Annotated in this window: 14 protein-coding genes; 4 read left to right on the top strand and 10 right to left on the bottom strand. The window is 73.5% G+C overall.

Annotated features, from left to right (window positions below; all coding sequences use genetic code 11):
• Nucleotides 1–65: 65 nt before the first annotated feature.
• Nucleotides 66–650, top strand: a complete 585-nt coding sequence (locus tag ACZ592_RS18610) for a DUF2165 domain-containing protein (RefSeq protein WP_471582642.1) — start codon at nt 66–68, stop codon at nt 648–650.
• Here the strand turns inward: ACZ592_RS18610 and ACZ592_RS18615 are convergent.
• Nucleotides 647–2,683 (bottom strand): HelD family protein, encoded by a 2,037-nt coding sequence (locus tag ACZ592_RS18615; RefSeq protein ID WP_471583003.1) that lies wholly within the window; start codon nt 2,681–2,683, stop codon nt 647–649. The genes ACZ592_RS18610 and ACZ592_RS18615 overlap by 4 nt on opposite strands.
• An 885-nt stretch (nt 2,684–3,568) precedes the next feature.
• Entirely contained in the window at nt 3,569–6,121 is a 2,553-nt protein-coding gene (locus ACZ592_RS18620; RefSeq protein ID WP_471582643.1) for a helicase-associated domain-containing protein, read from the bottom strand.
• 250 nt (nt 6,122–6,371) lie between these two features.
• Here ACZ592_RS18620 and ACZ592_RS18625 point away from each other — a divergent pair, with 250 nt between their 5' ends.
• A complete protein-coding gene (locus ACZ592_RS18625; protein WP_471582644.1) occupies nt 6,372–8,012 on the top strand; it encodes a DNA repair helicase XPB in 1,641 nt (546 codons plus the stop codon).
• A 90-nt stretch (nt 8,013–8,102) separates the two neighbouring features.
• Here the strand turns inward: ACZ592_RS18625 and ACZ592_RS18630 are convergent, their stop codons facing one another.
• From ACZ592_RS18630 to ACZ592_RS18640, 3 genes are all read right to left on the bottom strand, one after another.
• Nucleotides 8,103–8,495, bottom strand: a complete 393-nt coding sequence (locus ACZ592_RS18630) for a hypothetical protein (RefSeq protein ID WP_471582645.1) — start codon at nt 8,493–8,495, stop codon at nt 8,103–8,105.
• Complete coding sequence (locus ACZ592_RS18635; RefSeq protein WP_471583004.1) at nt 8,416–9,609, bottom strand: glycosyltransferase 87 family protein; 1,194 nt, start codon at nt 9,607–9,609, stop codon at nt 8,416–8,418. The genes ACZ592_RS18630 and ACZ592_RS18635 overlap by 80 nt, the downstream gene beginning before the upstream one ends.
• 166 nt (nt 9,610–9,775) lie before the next feature.
• Nucleotides 9,776–9,958: a hypothetical protein gene (locus ACZ592_RS18640; protein WP_471582646.1), complete on the bottom strand. Its 183-nt coding sequence runs from the start codon at nt 9,956–9,958 to the stop codon at nt 9,776–9,778.
• Between the two features lie 241 nt (nt 9,959–10,199).
• Here ACZ592_RS18640 and ACZ592_RS18645 point away from each other — a divergent pair, with 241 nt between their 5' ends.
• Nucleotides 10,200–11,402 (top strand): hypothetical protein, encoded by a 1,203-nt coding sequence (locus ACZ592_RS18645; protein ID WP_471582647.1) that lies wholly within the window; start codon nt 10,200–10,202, stop codon nt 11,400–11,402.
• A 113-nt stretch (nt 11,403–11,515) separates the two neighbouring features.
• Here the strand turns inward: ACZ592_RS18645 and ACZ592_RS18650 are convergent, their stop codons facing one another.
• The 4 genes from ACZ592_RS18650 to ACZ592_RS18665 form a co-directional block, all read right to left on the bottom strand.
• Nucleotides 11,516–12,520, bottom strand: coding sequence for an ABC transporter substrate-binding protein (locus ACZ592_RS18650; protein ID WP_471582648.1), 1,005 nt, complete (start codon nt 12,518–12,520; stop codon nt 11,516–11,518).
• Between the two features lie 103 nt (nt 12,521–12,623).
• Nucleotides 12,624–13,475 carry an ABC transporter ATP-binding protein gene (locus ACZ592_RS18655; RefSeq protein WP_471582649.1) on the bottom strand — a complete coding sequence of 284 codons (852 nt, stop codon included), beginning with the start codon at nt 13,473–13,475 and terminating at the stop codon, nt 12,624–12,626.
• The gene (locus ACZ592_RS18660) at nt 13,472–14,566 is read right to left on the bottom strand and encodes a FecCD family ABC transporter permease (RefSeq protein ID WP_471582650.1); all 1,095 of its coding nucleotides are present in this window, start codon (nt 14,564–14,566) and stop codon (nt 13,472–13,474) included. The genes ACZ592_RS18655 and ACZ592_RS18660 overlap by 4 nt, the downstream gene beginning before the upstream one ends.
• Nucleotides 14,563–15,561 carry a FecCD family ABC transporter permease gene (locus tag ACZ592_RS18665; RefSeq protein WP_471582651.1) on the bottom strand — a complete coding sequence of 333 codons (999 nt, stop codon included), beginning with the start codon at nt 15,559–15,561 and terminating at the stop codon, nt 14,563–14,565. Before ACZ592_RS18665 ends, ACZ592_RS18660 begins: the two co-directional genes overlap by 4 nt.
• Nucleotides 15,562–15,768: 207 nt before the next feature.
• Here ACZ592_RS18665 and ACZ592_RS18670 point away from each other — a divergent pair, with 207 nt between their 5' ends.
• Nucleotides 15,769–16,401 carry an HAD family hydrolase gene (locus ACZ592_RS18670; protein WP_471582652.1) on the top strand — a complete coding sequence of 211 codons (633 nt, stop codon included), beginning with the start codon at nt 15,769–15,771 and terminating at the stop codon, nt 16,399–16,401.
• A 43-nt stretch (nt 16,402–16,444) separates the two neighbouring features.
• On the opposite strand, the gene ACZ592_RS18675 is transcribed toward ACZ592_RS18670, so the two are convergent.
• Nucleotides 16,445–16,696 (bottom strand): hypothetical protein, encoded by a 252-nt coding sequence (locus ACZ592_RS18675; protein WP_471582653.1) that lies wholly within the window; start codon nt 16,694–16,696, stop codon nt 16,445–16,447.
• Nucleotides 16,697–16,767 lie beyond the last annotated feature (71 nt).

Consider the following 16,767-nt stretch of genomic DNA (forward strand, 5'->3'; position numbering starts at 1 on the left):
GCGGTCGCCGGTTGATCGTTTCTTCGCGGGACGCGATAGAACTGGGTCGACACGGAGGGGATCTCATGCCGACACCAGCTCATCAGCCGCGTCCCGCGGAGCGGATCCTCGCGGCGGGGGCACTGCCCGTCGCCGCGATGCTGCTCACCGGGACGGTCGCGCTCTACATCGCGCTCGTCGCGTTCGGGAACATCACGGACTTCGGTACCAACCAGCAGTTCGTACGCCATGTCCTGTCGATGGACACCACCTTCAAGGACAACGGCCTCAAATGGCGCGCGGTGGAGTCCACCGCGCTCCAGGACGCCGCCTACGTCGGGGTCATCGTCTGGGAGACCCTGGCCGCGCTCGTCCTGACCACGTCCACCGTCCTGTGGGCCCGCGGGCTGCGCCGCCCCCAAGGGCTGCGCCGGGCCCAACAGGTCGGCTCCATCGGCCTGTTGATGATGCTCCTCCTCTTCGGGGTCGGCTTCATCGGCATCGGCGGCGAATGGTTCGCCATGTGGCAGTCGGAGGCCTGGAACGGCGTCGACGCGGCCACGCGCGTCATCACCCTCGCGGGCATCGCGCTCATCGTGACGCATCTGCCGTCCGCCGGTGCACCGGTCGGACCGGCGGACGGCCCCGGGAAGGGGGCGCAGGCACCCTAGGCGAGCTGCTCGGGCAGTTCCGCGCGGTGTACGACGATCAGCCCCGACACGGCACGGGTCAGCGCCACGTAGAGGCGACGCAGACCCGTCCGCTCGTCGGGCTCGCCGTCGACGACCGCCGACGGCTCGTCGAGCACCACGTAGTCGTACTCCAGGCCCTTCGCGAGGGACGCGGGCACGAGCGTGAGCCGGGCGTCGGGCGTCGTCTCCTCGCCCGGGGACAGATACGTGATCCCGGCCGCCGTCAGCGCCCCGGCCAGCGCCGGGATGCGGGCGTCCGCGGCGATGAGACCGATCGACCCCTCCTGCCCCAGCGAATCGGCGCAGGCCCGCAGGCAGGCCGCGTCCGGGTCCTCGCCGTCCGCCACGCGGCGCACGGCGAGCGAACCCGGCGACTCGCGCACCGAGGCGACCGCCGCGAGGCCCGGCGCGATGTCCGGCAGCAGCCGCGAGGCGTACGCGATGACCTCGCGCGGCACGCGGAAACCCGCCGTCAGCTCCTCCACCACGGCGTCGCCCTTGCCCAGATGCCCCAGCGCCTCGTCCCAACTCCGGGTCGCCCACGGCGTGGTGCCCTGCGCCAGGTCGCCCAGCACGGTCGCCGAACCCGTCGTGCAGCGCCGCCCCACCGCGCGGTACTGCATGGGGGACAGGTCCTGCGCCTCGTCCAGCACGACGTGGCCCAGCGAGTGGGTACGGGCCACGAGGTCGGTCGCCTCGTCGATCAACACCGCGTCCGCGACCGACCACTTGGCGCTCTTCACGCTCCGTGCGGGCTTCGCCCACAGGACGGTCCGCTGCTCCTCCTCGCTCAGGATCCCCCCGGCGTGCGCGGCCAGGAAATCCGCGTCGGAGAGCAGCCTCAGCACGAGCTTCGCGGGGTCCACGGGCGGCCACACCGCCTTCACCGCCGCCTTCACCGCGGTGTTGCGGGCCACGGCGTCCTGCACGCGGTCGTCCGGCGCCTCGCCCGCCTGCTCCATGCGCACCAGCACGGCGTGCGCGATGCGCTGCGGCAGGGCGTCCCGCGCGGCCCCGTACCGGATGTCCCGCGCGAGCAACTCCTGGACGATCTCCTCCAGTTCGTACGCGGGAATCCGCCACCTGCGCGAGCCGCGCACCACCACGACGGGCTCGGTGGGCGGGGTGACGTGCGAGCGCACGGCCTTGCGCAGCACCTCCGCCATCCGGGCGTCCCCCTTGACGAGTGCGGCGGGCGCCTCGTCCGTGCCGCGCACCTCCACGTGGGCGACCAGGTCGTCGACCGTGGCCTGCTTCACCTCCAACTCGCCCAGTGCGGGGAGTACTTGCTCGATGTAGTGGAGGAACGAGGCGTTCGGGCCGATGACGAGCGTGCCCGTGCGGGCGAGGCGGTCGCGGTGGGCGTAGAGCAGGTAGGCGACCCGGTGCAGGCCCACGGCGGTCTTTCCCGTGCCGGGGCCGCCCTGTACGCAGACGCTGCCGCCCAGGCCGCTGCGGACGATCTCGTCCTGCTCGGGCTGGATCGTGGCCACGATGTCCCGCATCGGGCCCACGCGCGGCCGCTCGATCTCCTGCTGGAGGAGCTTGCTGGTGCGCTCGTCCTCCGTGGCGTCGCTGAGGTGCTCGTCCTCGTACGCGGTGAGGTCGCCGGCCGTGTAGCCGAAGCGGCGGCGCAGCGCGATGTCCATCGGGTCCTTCTTGGACGCCCGGTAGAACGGCTGGGAGACCGGCGCGCGCCAGTCGATGACCATCGGGTCGCCGTCGGCGTCGTGCACGTGCCGCCGCCCGATGTAGAACTGCTCGCCCTCGGCGCCCTCCGCCCGGTCGGCGCCCGGTGCGTGCAGGTAGTCCAGGCGGCCGAAGAAGAGCGGGGTGTGGGCGAGGTCGGCGAGGGACTTGATGCGGTCGCCGATCTGCCGCTCCAGGACGGCGGCGTTCACCCAGTTCGCGGTGACGTCGCGGATGTCGAGGGCCTCGGCGTCCTCGCGCATGGCCCGCAGGGCGGAACGGGACCGGGTGAGGTGGGCGCGTTCGCGGGCGAGGGGGGCCAGGGGGTCGACGGGGCCGACGGGGTCGACGGGGTCGACGGGGTCGGGATCGGTGGGCGCGTGCACGGGGTGCCTCCGGCGGTTCAGCGGTGTCGTCTGCGAGGTACCGCCCGGTTTCCGTCCGGACGGCGGCGCTCCGCGGGGGGGAGGCGGGAAGGGGGCATCGTAGAGGGCGGGTCCCTGGTGGGGCCAACGGTTTCTTGCCGGGTTCTGGCCCCTGGGCCTTGGATGGGTTCGCCTTTGCTGCGGCTGTGGGGCGGGGTCGCGGGGGTATGTACGTACTCGCTATCCCTGCGCCACGCTGCACGAACAAAGACGCCATTGTTTCCTCGGTGCTCCGTGCGCACATACCCCCGCGCCCCCTCGGGCGCGTGTGCGGCTGCGGCCCGGTGGGGGTTTGTCGGGCAAGCCCCGCAGGGCCGGTGCCTCCCGGGGGTCTCGGGTGTGGCCTTGGGTGGGGCGGTGCCTCAGGGGGGCTTTGGGCGGGTCGGTGCATCGGGGCGCGGCGGGCTGTTGCCTCCTGGGGCGCGGGGGCGGCGGGCTGCTGCTTTTAGGGGTACGAGGGCGGCGGGCTGTTGCTTTTAGGGGCGCGGGGAACTGCGCGACCAGCCACGACGCACCCGCACCCGCCCACGCAGGGTGGCCAGCAACGGCGGGTGGGTCTTCAGGGGCGCGGGGAACGGCGCGACGAGCCACGACGAACCCGCAGCCGCCCGGGCGGGGTGGTCTGCAACGGCGGGTGGGCTTTTAGGGGCGCGGGGAACTGCGCGACGAGCCACGACGCGCCCGCAGCTGCCCGCGCGGGGTGGTCTGCAACGGCGGCGGGGGGAACTGTGCGAGCGGCCACGGCGAACCCGCACCCGCAGGGTGGCCCGAGGCGGCGGAGGTCTACTCGTCCGCGAGTTCCGCGACGCCGGTCACGCGGTGGAGAGGGTACGTGCGGACCTCGTCCGCCGTGTGGTCGTACGCCGTCACGAAGCCGCCCTCCACCCGCACGGGTGCGATGACGCGCTGGCTCGCGGAGCCCTCCGCGTTGACGTAGCCGATCCAGACCGCCTCACCGGTGAGCACCGCGGCCTGCATGGTCGCGAGCGTCTCCGCCGCCGTCGTCCGGGGCAGCCGCCCGTCCGCCGCGGCGGGCGCCTCCTTGCGGGGCGCCGTCGACGCAAGGTCGCCCGCGCGGATCGCCCGTACCGCCGCGTCGACGAGCGTCGCGCCCGGCAGCGGCGGACCGTCGGGGACCGGCTCGGGGGCCGAGCGGGGCGGCGTGCGGTGGGCGTGCGCGCGGGTGATCAGGACGTCGCCCTCCGCGCTCTCCGCGGCGGGCGCGAAGCCCATGGAGCGGAGGCCTTCGAGGAGGGCCGCGGGGTCCGCCTGCGTGGCGAGCACGGTGGGCGCGAGGCGGCGCAGGCGCAGGTTCTGGCTGCGCTTGTCGGCCAGGATCTCGTTGAGGAGGGCCTCGTCGTCGCAGCGCACGTACGCGGAGGCCGCGCCGATCCGCAGGTGGCCGTGTCGGCGCGCCACGTCGTCGATCAGGTACGCGAGGGGCTGCGGAACCGGCGTACGGGAGTGGGCGGCGAGGAAGGCGTGCAGGTCGGAGGCGGACTGCCCGGCGTCGAGCGCGCGGCGCACGGAGCCCGGCGTGAAGCGGTAGACCGTGGCGCCGCCCTTGGACTCGACGTCGGCGAGCACGGCCAGCGCGTCGCCGAGCGGCCGCTCCAGCGGGCCGGGGGCCACGGCGGTCAGGTCGGCCTGGAGCAGGACGTGGTCGAGGGGTTCGGGCAGGAGGGGAGCCAGGAGCCGGGCGGCGCGGGCCGCGTTGGCGTCCCGGATCGCGGGGCCCTCGTGCTGTGCGTCGTCCTGGGCGAGCAGGGCCCGGCCGTGTGCCGCCAGCGCGCCCCGGCCCGTGATGCCGAGCAGTTCCGCCTCGTCCAGCGTCCAGCGGGCGATGCGGGCGCGCAGGTCCGGTGCGGTCGGGGAGTCGGAGGGGTTCGCGGCGCCGCCGGGGGCGCCGCTGTCCTTGGCGGGGCGGGTGCGGGCGGCGGGCGGGCGCTCCCAGCGCAGCCTGGCCCGGAGGGCGTCCGGGTCGGGGGCCGCGCCCTCGGGCAGCGCGGCGAGGAGGGCCAGGACCCGGTGGCGTACCTCGGGGGCCGCCGAGCGGTCCAGGTGCGGGCCGAGCGCGGAGAGCGTGCGGTCCTTGCCGTCGCGGCCGCCGACCAGGCCCGCCGTGCGGGTGGCCGCCAGCCAGGCGGTGGCGAGGACCGACCAGCGTTCGGCGGCGGGCAGCTCCTGCCAGTCGTCGTAGCCGGGGGTCGCCGCGTACCGCTCGTCGGCCTCGCCGTCGGAGGCCAGCAGGCCCGCCGCGTAGGCCAGTTCGACCCAGAACGCGGCGAGCGGCTCGGCCGCGTCGAGCGCGACCGCCGTCCGCTTCAGGTCGCGCACGCTCAGACCGCCCGCGCGCAGCACGGTGGGCCCGCCCTCGTCCCAGTCCTTGAGGAGTTCCTCGACGGTGGCGAGCGCGGTGTACGCCTGTCCGGCGGCCGTCGCGTCCACAACCTGTGGACGGTGTTCGCGCGCGGCCACCACGGGCGGCGGCGTCGGCTCGGGCGTGCGGTGGGCGCGGCCCGCGCGCAGGTGCAGGGCCGCCTCGCGGGGCAGTACGACGGTGCCGGGCGCGGTGGGCAGCAGCAGGCCCCGGTCCAGGAGCCAGCGCAGATGCCGGGCCGGGTCGGCGGTGACCTGCCCGTACGGAGGCCCCCACACCAGGCGGGACAGCACCTCCACGGACTCGGCCGGCGCCTCGTCGAGCAGCGCCGACATCCGGGCGCGGTCCGTGAACAGGGCCGTCAGGGACTGCACGGCGGACACCGGGTCGTGGGTCGTGGGCAGCCCCGCCGCCGCGACGATGTCCTGCACGCGCGTCGGCGACATGCCGGCCGTGGCCTCGGCGACGGTGGGCCCGAGCCCCGTCGGCGACGGATGCTGCGCAGTGGGGGTGAGCAACTCGCGGGCGGTCCGCACGAGCCGCAGCCGGTCGTCCGTCCCCCACACGAGGGCCTGCGCGTGCAGGGTGCCGAGCGCGTGCGGCAGCGCACGCTCCACGGCGTCGTCCCCGTCGTCGCCCGCAAGGAGCCGGAGCAGTTCCTCGTACGAAGCGGGCTCCGGTGCCACCGCGAGCACCTCGGCGACCTGCTGCGCGAACCGGTCGAGCCGCTCCAGGGCGCGCACCACGGAAGCACGGGTCCCCGCGCGCGTGGCGAGCTGCGTGAGGTCGCCGGGCACGGGGCTCAGCAGATCGGGCCGGGCCCGGAGCAGCCCGGCGAGCTCCCCGTCGGCCCGCGACCGCAGCGCCTCGGCCAGGGACCGGGGCGCGTCCGCGCCACGCGGCGGTGCGGTCGCGCTCGCGCTGACGCTGTCCGTGGGCTGCGGCTCGGTGCTCATCCGGTTCACGGTAGCGGGTCGGGCGGGATTGCCGGGGGCCTCGCTCGCGGCGGGGCGGCCGGGGTTGTGGGCGGGAGGGGCGGGGTTGTGGGGGCGACGGGCGGGGTGGTGGGTGGCGGGCGCCGTCCCCGTGGACGGTCCGCGGGCGTGGCCGGGCGCGCGGCGGCCTGTAGCCGACGTCACCACCCGGAGGCGCCCCCATGCGGCACACTGGACGTTTGGCCTATCGGCCTGAACGGAAGGTGCTCGCGTGAACGGTCCCCTCATCGTCCAGTCGGACAAGACCCTCCTGCTCGAGGTCGACCACGAGCAGGCCGACGCCTGCCGTCGTGCGATCGCGCCCTTCGCGGAGCTGGAGCGCGCGCCCGAGCACATCCACACCTACCGCGTCACCCCGCTCGGGCTGTGGAACGCCCGCGCCGCCGGGCACGACGCCGAGCAGGTCGTGGACGCGCTCGTGGAGTTCTCCCGGTACCCGGTGCCGCACGCGCTGCTCGTCGACGTCGCCGAGACGATGGCGCGGTACGGACGCCTCACGCTCTCCAAGCACCCCACTCACGGTCTCGTCCTCACCACCACCGACCGGCCCGTCCTCGAAGAGATCCTGCGGTCGAAGAAGGTCCAGCCGCTCGTCGGCGCCCGGATCGACCCGGACAGCGTCGTCGTGCACCCCTCCGAGCGCGGGCAGATCAAGCAGACGCTGCTGAAGCTCGGCTGGCCCGCCGAGGACCTCGCCGGGTACGTCGACGGCGAGGCGCACCAGATCGACCTGGACGAGAGCACCTGGTCGCTGCGGCCCTACCAGCAGCAGGCCGTCGAGGGGTTCTGGCACGGCGGCAGCGGTGTGGTCGTGCTGCCCTGCGGCGCGGGCAAGACGCTGGTCGGCGCGGGCGCCATGGCGCAGGCCAAGGCCACCACCCTCATCCTCGTCACCAACACCGTCTCCGCCCGCCAGTGGAAGCACGAGCTGGTGAAGCGGACCTCGCTGACCGAGGACGAGATCGGCGAGTACAGCGGGACCAGGAAAGAGATCCGGCCCGTCACCATCGCCACGTACCAGGTGCTCACGACGAAGCGGAAGGGCGTTTACCCGCACCTGGAGCTCTTCGACTCCAGGGACTGGGGCCTGATCGTGTACGACGAGGTGCACCTGCTGCCCGCACCCGTCTTCAAGTTCACCGCCGACCTCCAGGCCCGCCGCCGCCTCGGCCTGACCGCGACCCTCGTACGGGAGGACGGGCGCGAGTCCGACGTCTTCTCGCTCATCGGGCCCAAGCGGTTCGACGCCCCGTGGAAGGAGATCGAGGCGCAGGGCTACATCGCGCCCGCCGACTGCGTGGAGGTGCGGGTCAACCTCACCGACAGCGAGCGGCTCGCGTACGCCACCGCCGAGGCCGAGGAGAAGTACCGCTTCTGCGCGACCACCGCGACCAAGCGGAAGGTGACGGAGGCGCTGGTCAAGAAGCACGCCGGTGAGCAGACCCTCGTCATCGGGCAGTACATCGACCAGCTCGACGAGCTCGGCGAGCACCTGGACGCGCCCGTCATCAAGGGCGAGACGACCAACGCGCAGCGCGAGAAGCTCTTCGACGCCTTCCGGCAGGGCGAGCTCTCCGTCCTTGTCGTCTCGAAGGTCGCCAACTTCTCCATCGACCTGCCGGAGGCGACCGTCGCCATTCAGGTCTCGGGCACGTTCGGGTCGCGGCAGGAGGAGGCGCAGCGGCTCGGGCGCGTGCTGCGGCCCAAGGCCGACGGGCACGAGGCGCGCTTCTACTCCGTCGTCGCGCGCGACACCATCGACCAGGACTTCGCCGCCCACCGGCAGCGGTTCCTCGCCGAACAGGGGTACGCCTACCGGATCGTGGACGCGGACGATCTGCTGACCGGGTAGTCCCGGGTGGTCCCGGGTAGTCCCGGGTGCTCTCAGGTGGTCTCGGGTGGTCTCGGGTGGTTCTGAACGACTCAGGTCGCCCGGGCGTCGTCAGGCGCCCGCGAGCATCGCCGCCGGGACCGTCACGACCGACATGAGGGCGAACGCCGTCCGCAGCCACGCCGCGCGCGAGTCGCGCGGCGTGAGCCAGCCCGCCAGCAGACATCCGGGGCCCCCGAGCACCGCGAGGACATAGCGGGCCACCAGGTCCTGGTGGGCCTGCGACGACGCGTCGCCGAGCTCCGCGTCGAGTCCGACGACGAACCAGCCGAGCGTGAGCAGCAGCAGGACGGCGGGGGTCGCCAGGGCGAGACCGAGGGTGCGGGAGGGGCGCGGGAGGGGGTGCGCGGCGGCGTCGGCGGCGTTACGCGCGGCCCGCTCGGCGCGCGGCTCCGTCCCGGAGGGGGTCTCGCTGGCCGTCCCGCTGTGGGTCTCGGTGTTCATGGGGTGAGTCAACCGTCGCGCGCGGGGGCGGCACCTCTGTGCGCGTACTCAAGTACGTACTCAGGAGCGGCAGCAGCGCCAGACCCAGCAGCGGGTACGGCGACGCCAACGGCTGCTGCCACCAGGGCAGCCGCAGGTCCAGGTCGCCCTCGTGCGGGAGCAGCCAGAACGTGCGGGCCGTGAAGAGCACCGCCACGGCGGCCGCCGTCCGTGGCCTGCCGGCGGCGATCAGGAGGGCGATCAGCGGTACGCACCACACCCAGTGGTGGGACCAGCTGATGGGGGAGACCAGAACGGCCGTGAACGCCGTCAGGAGCAGGGCGCGGGGCTCGTCGGCGGCGCGGCGGGCCAGCCACAGGCCCGCGAGAGCCGTCAGCGCCGCAGGTACGGCCCAGGCCGCGCCCGGCTCCGCGTCGTGCAGGAGCCGGGCGGTCAGGCCCTGCAGCGACTGGTTGTCGACGATCCACGCCTTGCCGACCCGGCCCGTCTCGAAGACCCGCCGCGTGAAGAACTCGACGCTCGCGGCGGGCAGCGCCAGCAGGCCGAGCAGCACGGTCCCCGCGAACGCGGACAGGGCCGTGAGCGCCTCGCGGGTGCGCCCGCGCAGGAAGAGGTACGCGATGAAGACGGCGGGCGTCAGTTTGATCCCGGCCGCGACCCCGAGCGCGAAGCCCTTGCCGAGCGCGCCCGGGGGCCGGGTGAGGTCCCAGAGGACCAGGCAGGCGAGCGCGAGGTTGATCTGGCCGAACAGGACGGTCTGGAAGACGGGTTCGAGCCACAGTGCGAGGGCGGTGGCTGCGCAGACGGACGCGGCGCGGACGGGCAGGCCCGCGAGCCGGCCGGAGAGGCGGACCATGAAGGCGAGGAGGGCGACGTTGCCGACGAGGAAGACGGCCTTGAGGACGCCCAGGGGGAGCCAGGTCGTCGGTACGAAGAGGATCGCGGCGAACGGCGGGTAGGTGGCGGGAAGTTCCCACTCGGTGACCGTGAACCCGTACAGGTCACTGCCGTCGGCGACGGCGGCGCCCTCGGCCCGGTAGACCAGTGTGTCGGCCATCGGGACGTGCTGGACGACGCAGAGGGCGGCCAGTGCGGCGAGGGATCCCGCGAGCAGCAACACCGCTGCCACGAGTGACGGTTCGATCACTTTCCGTGGTTTCACGGTGTGACCCTAGTGGGGCGGGGCGGGGGTGGTGGGGGTGCCTTGCCGGGGTGCGGTGCAGTGCGGGGTGTTGGTCGGGGCGGGGCAGGTGGTGCGGTGTGCGGTGCGGGTAGGGCGGTCAGTGTCGGCGTACGCCCGCTTCCTCGGCGTACTCACCGAGCACGACCACGCCGAACGCGGCGGCCGCGAAGGCCTTGGCGGCGCGGAGGGCACCGCGGGTGCGGGTGCCGGGGGCGGTGTCGGTGGCCGTCGCCGTCGTCGACGTGCGGGCGGATGCCTGGGTGAAGGTAGGTGCGCTCATGTCTTCATGGTGGTTTCCGGCGGGCCCGCGCGCATCGGCCTGCGGTGCAGTCGGACCCGGCCTCCCGTGCACCCTGCGGTGGACGACGTCCGTCTTGAGGGGGAGGGGATCCCCTAGGGCGTGCCTTCCGCTTGCCCTGTTGGATGCGGTGCCACGTAGGCGCCCCCGCCAGGAAGCGGTACCGTCGAGAGCCCTGTGCACAACCGCGGCGCGTCAACGCAGCCGCCCCGGAGGGGACTTCGTGGGGATTGAGAGCGATCAGCTGGTCTACGACTATCTGAGCCGGGTCGGAGACCTGGCCCAGCAGCGGCAGTTGCCGTCCGGGGACCGGATGCGGCTGGTCTCCGAGCTGCGGAACCGGATCGACCGCGGCCGGGCGAAGGGCGTCGGCGACAGCCCCGCCACGGTCCGCCGCATCCTCGACCGCCTGGGCACCCCGGAAGAGGTCGTCGACGCGGCGGGCGGCACCTCCGGCGACGTATCGGCGCAGGCAGGACCGTCCCGTACCGCCGTACCCGAGCAGCGCGGCAACCGGTCGCGGCCCCGCCGGGAGCCCAGGGAACCCAAGGAGCCCAGGGAGCCCAGGGAGCCGAAAGCGTTCAGGGGGGACGGGGAGGCTCGGCGGCAGCGCAGCGAGAGCGGGGACGACGAGCGTGGAGTCGCCCCCAAGGGGCTGCGGCGCATCGTGCCCCGGCCCCGCCGCGCCGCCGCCCCGGAAGCGCCGGAGGCTCCCGAGCCCGGGTATCCGGACGGCTTCGACGGGCCGCTGCCCTCGCCGCCGCATCTCGCCGGCACGGACGAACTGGGGCCCCGCGGTTCCGAGCCCGACTGGTGGCGGGTGGACAGCAGTCCGTTCGGTCTCGCCGACAGCGTTCCCGGCTTCGTCGGCGGCGTCGAGATCCCCGAGATACTCAAGCCCCCGCCCTCCGCCGACGGTCCCCGCCTCACCAAGAAGTCGACCGCCCCGGCCAAGGGCGAAGCAGACGAAGAAGATGAAGAAGACGATGACGAAGAGGGGGAGGAAGAAGAGTGGGTCGAGCGTGGGGGGCGCGGTCGGCGGCTGTTGCGGATTCCGCGGACTCGGGGCGGCGCGGACACCGGCCCCGCCTTCAGCAACCCGCTGCTCCTGCTCGCCGCCGCTCTCCTCACCGTGGGCGCGGTCCTCGGCAACTTCCTCGCCCTCGGCGTGGGTTGGCTCATCGCCTACGCCTCCCGCAGGCTCTCCCGCGCCGAGGTGAAGTTGGCCGTCCTGGGGCTGCCGGGTCTCGCCGTCGCCGCCGGGGTCACCTGGCTGTGGGGGCGGGGCGAAGGGCGCTGGGGCGATCCGATCAGGGACGGGCACATGAGCGATGCCATCGCCGACACCTGGCCGTGGGTGGTGCGCGGCGCGGCCGTCGCCTCCGCGCTCTTCCTGCTGTGGAGGTCGCAGCGTCAGCGGCCGTGAGGCTGTGAGGCCGTGAGGCTGTGAGGCCGTGAGGCTGTGAGGCCGTGAGGCTGTGAGGGAGGGGCGGGGGTGCTTCCCCGGCTCCCCCCGGTGCCCTCCGGTTCCCGTTCCGTCTACTGCTTCGTCTTCTTCGTCAGGTCCGCCTGCAGTTCGTCCAGGATCTTGTCCGCCGCGGTGTAGCCGATGCCCTGGATCCACAGCTCGTCGTCGACGGTGTGGACGTTGCCCGACTTCACCGCCTTCATGTTCTTCCACAGGCTGCTGCCGACGGTCTGGGTCTCCTTGGACTTCTTCGGATCCCCGTACGTTGAACGGAAGATGACGTCCGTGTCCGCGAGGTCGACCTTCTCGGGGGACAGGTCGTAGGAGAAACCGTCCTTGGCCTTCGCGGAGATCGGCGCGCGGCCGAGGCCGACGTCCTTGAGGAGCGTGGCGATGTAGCTCTGGTCGCCGTAGAGGCGGATGTCGGCGCCCTCGATGAAGCGGAGGACGTTCACCTCGGTCCGTCCGGCCTTCGCGGCGCCGCCGATGGCCCTGGTGACCTTCTTGGTGTGCGCCGTGTACGCGGCGACCGTCTTCTTCCCCTCCGCCTGCTTGCCCAACGCCTCCGCGTGCACCTGGAAGTTCTCCTTCCACGGGTAGCCGGTCGTCTCCGTCATGACGGTCGGCGCGATCGCCTTGAGCTGGTCGTACTTGGCCGCGTGCCGGATCTTGGAGGTGAGGATGAGGTCCGGCTTGAGGGCGGCGATGGCCTCCATGTTCGGGTTCAGCATCTCGCCGACGTCCTTGATTCCGCTCACCTCGTCCTTGGGCAGGTAGCTCAGGAAGCCCGAGGACGCCTCGACGTGCGTGGAGCCGACCGGCCGTACGCCCAGCGTGATCGCGGAGTCCAGTTCGGCGGTGTCGAGGACGACGACCCGCTGCGGATGCTCCTTCACCTGTACGTCGCCCATCGCCGTCTTGACGGTCCGGGTCCTGCCGGAGCCGTCGCCCGAGCCCTCCGAACCTCCGGAGCCGGAGGAGCCGCAGGCGGCGAGCGCGAGCGCGCCGGTCAGGGCCAGCGCGCCGGTGACGAGGGAGCGGGGGCGGCGGTGCAGCGGGAAGCGGGAGTGGTTCATGCGGACACCTTTCACGAGTTTCACGAGGGGCCAGGGCCAGGGTCAGGTCCAGGGGCGGGTGCGGACCGGGCAGTTCCATGCGGTCATTCGTGGTCATCCGTGGTCATCCGGGAGTCCCGGCGGCCCCCGCGCCGTCGCCCGCCGCCGGCGTCGGCGGCGGCGCCGACCACGGCGCCCCCGGCACCACCAGCGGCGAGCCCGTCACCGGGTCCGGGACCACCACGCACTCCAGGCCGAAGACCCGGCGTACGAGATCCTCGGTGACGATGTCCGCCGGGGCGCCCTCGGCGACGATCTCGCCGTCCTTCATGGCGACGAGGTGATCGGCGTACCGGGCGGCCTGGTTGAGGTCGTGCAGGACGACGACGACCGTGCGGCCGCGGTCGTGGTTCAACTGGCGTACGAGATCGAGGACTTCGACCTGGTGGGAGATGTCCAGGTAGGTCGTGGGTTCGTCGAGGAGCAGCAGGTCCGTGTCCTGGGCCAGGGCCATCGCGATCCACACGCGCTGGCGCTGGCCGCCGGAGAGCTCGTCGACGGGGCGTTCGGCGAGGGCCGTGACGTCGGTGCGTTGCATCGCCTCCGTCACCGCGCTCTCGTCCGCGTCGGACCACTGCTGCCACCAGTGCTGGTGCGGCTGGCGGCCGCGGGCGACGAGGTCGGCGACGGTGATCGCCTCGGGTGCCAGGGGCGTCTGCGGGAGCAGGCCGATCCGCTGGGCGATCTTCTTGGTGGGGAGCCCGGCGAGCGACTCGCCGTCGAGGAGGACGGCGCCGCCGCGCGGCTTGAGGAGGCGGCCGAGGGCCCGCAACGTCGTGGACTTGCCGCAGGCGTTGGGGCCGACGATGACCGTGACCCTGCCGTCGGGGACCGCGAGGTCGAGGCGGTCGACGACCGTGCGGTCCTCGTAGGCGAGGGTCAGCTCGCGGGCCGAAAGGCGGGCGGGGGCGGTCACGGCGTGCCTCCATTGCGGACGGAACGGCTGCGGACGATGAGCCAGATCAGGTACGGGGCCCCGACGGCCGCCGTGAGCACCCCCACCGGGAGCTCCGTGGGCGAGAAGAGCCGGCGGGCCGCCAGGTCGGCGAGGACCACGACCAGCGCGCCGAGCAGCGCCGAGCACAGCAGCGGGATCTGCGCGGTGCGGGTCAGCCTGCGGGCGGTCTGCGGGGCGAGGAGCGCCACGAAGTCGACGGGGCCCGCGGCGCCGGTCGCCACCGAGGCGAGGACGACACCGAGCACGACGAGGCCGAGGCGTACGTGTCCCAGGCGTGTGCCCAGGGCCGTCGCCGTGTCGTCGTCCAGGGTGACCGCGCGCTGGGCGCGGGCCGCCCACAGGACGCACGGGAGCAGGGCGAGCAGGGTCGGGCCGAGCGGGTTCGCCTCGGCCCAGCCCCGGCCGTTGAGGGAGCCCGTCATCCAGATCTGGGCCTGCTGGGCGACGAGGTAGTCGCCCTTGGTCATGAAGAGCGTCGTCACCGAGCGCAGGGCGACGGCGAAGCCGATGCCGATGAGGACGAAGCGGGTGGCGTGCAGGCCCCCGCGCCACGCGAAGACGTACACGAGGGCGGCCGCGGTGATCCCGCCGAGCACGGAGAGGTAGGGCAGGACCGTGGAGGACGTCACGCCGAACGTCATCGCGCCGACCGTGAGCGCGCTCGCGCCCTGGCTGATGCCGATGATGTCGGGGCTGGCCAGCGGGTTGCGGGCCACGGTCTGGATGAGGGCGCCCGCGACGCCGAACGCGGCGCCCACCAGCAGGCCCACCACCATGCGGGGTTCGCGGAGCGTGCCGACGACCAGGGTGTCGGGGGAGGGCAGGCCGAGGACGACCTTCAGGGCCTCGACGGGCCGCACGAAGGACTCCCCGACACAGAGGTACGCGAGACAGGCCGCGGCGAGCAGCAGCGTGAGCGCGACGGCGACCGCGGCGGCCCGCCGGTGCACGAGGAAGGCGGTACGGCGCACGCGGAGCACGGCGTAGCCGGCGGGACGGACGCGGGGGCCCGGCCTCGTCCGGCGTTCGGCCCGCGGTGCCGTCGTCACGCCGCCACCGTCTTCCCGCGGACGAGGGCCACCAGGAACGGCACTCCGATCAGCGCGGTCATCACCCCGGCGGGGACCTCGCTCGGCGGGAACACGATCCGGCCGACCGTGTCGGAGACCAGGAGCATCACGGGGCCCAGTAAGGCCGCGAGCGGCAGCACCCAGCGGTGGTCGCCGCCGATGACCGCGCGGGCCAGGTGCGGGACGGCCAGGCCGATGAAGGCGATGGGGCCCGCGGCGGCCACACCCGCGCCGGTGAGGACCGTCGCGCCGAGCCCGCCGACGATCCGTACCGTCGCCACGTTCTGGCCGAGTCCCTTCGCCACGTCCTCGCCGAGCGCGAGCGCGTCGAGGCCGCGCGCGACCACGAGGACGAGCACCAGACCGACCAGCAGGAACGGCCAGATCTGGCCGACGATCCGGGCGTCGCGGCCGGCGAGCGAGCCGACCTGCCAGAACCTGAACTCGTCGAGCGCGGACGCCCTGGTGGTGAGGACCGCGGTCGTCACGGAGACCAGCAGCGCGTTGACCGCGGCGCCGCCGAGCGCGAGTTTCACGGGGGTCGCGCCGCCCCGGCCGCCGGCCGCGACCGCGTAGACGGCGACGGAGGCGATGCCCGCTCCGGCGAACGCCCACCACACGTATCCGGACAGGGTGTGCACCCCGGCGTAGGCGATGGCGAGGACGACGCCCACCGAGGCGCCCTGGCTGATGCCGAGGATGCCGGGGTCGGCGATCGGATTGCGGGTCATGCCCTGCAGCACCGTGCCGGCCACCGCGAGCGAGGCGCCGACCAGCACGCCGATGACGGTGCGCGGCACCCGCATCTCCCTGATCACCTCGGCGGATTCGCCGTGCCCGCCGTGCAGCAGGGCGTCAAGGACGGCGGACGGCGCGATGGCGCGGGCCCCGACGGCGAGGCTGAGCAGGACGGCGAGCAGCAGGGCCACGACGGCCGCGGCCAGCACGGTGGCACGTCGGACGGGCACACGCATCGGCAGGGCTCGTTTCCCGTAGGGAGCGGAAAGGGTCACGCGGGGAGCGGGGCGGGTCACGTGGGAAGAGGGGCGGGCTGCTCGGCGGGGCGTGGCGCGGCCGGCACCGGCGGCACCGCGCGTACGGCTGACGTTTGCGGCACGGCTTGGTAAGGCTTGGCTAAGTCTACGGGCGGGGCCGGTGCCCGCCCTCGGCAGAATGGGCCCATGACCACCTCACACACGTTCACCGTCGGCTTCGACCTCGACATGACCCTGATCGACTCCCGGCCCGGTATCAAGGCCGCCTACGAGGCCCTCTCCGCGGAGACGGGGACGTACGTCGACGCCGATCTGGCCGTCACCCGGCTCGGCCCGCCGCTGGAGGAAGAGCTGCGGAACTGGTTTCCCGAGGACAAGATCCAGGAGACCGGCGACCGATACCGCGAGATCTACACCACACACGCCATCGAGCCGACGCTCGCGATGGACGGGGCCCGCGAGGCCGTCGCGGCGGTGCACGCGCACGGCGGCCGGGTGATCGTGGTGACCGCCAAGCACGAGCCCAACGCGAAGCTGCACCTGGCGCACCTCGGCATCGAGGCCGACGCCGTCATCGGCTGGCTGTGGGCGGAGGCGAAGGCCGAGGCGCTGAGCGCGCACGACGCGTCGGTGTACGTCGGTGACCACACCGGTGATGTACGCGGTGCGCGTACGGCGGGCGCGCTGTCCGTCGCGGTGGCGACCGGACCGTGCGACGCAGCGGAACTGCGCGCGGCGGGCGCCGACGTCGTGCTCGGCGGCCTCGCGGAGTTCCCCGCCTGGCTGGACGCGTACACCGCGGGGAACTCCGTCAGCTAGCGCCGACAGCCGGCGCCGTCAGCCGGTCGGCGAAGGGCGCCCGTCACGGGGTGGTGGACCTGGCCTGCCGCCGCTGGAAGGCGATGCCGCGCAGCACGCCGACGGCCGCGAGCACGAACCCGACCCCCATCAGCATGCACACCGCGTACGCGAGGGAGGGGAAGGGGTCGGTGCCGAGGAACAGCGGGGCCACGGTGACCAGTGTGGCCACCGCTCCGACGAAGAAGACGATTGCTCCGGTCCGGACCATGCCGTCGCCCGGTCCGGCCGAATTCGCTTGGGTTTTGTCACGCACCCCACCAGGGTAGTTCCCAGCGCGAAGGAAGAATCTGGGGACGTCTTGTCACCGGCCCCGGGACCAATAGT

This window comes from Streptomyces sp. NPDC040622, assembly GCF_055593965.1.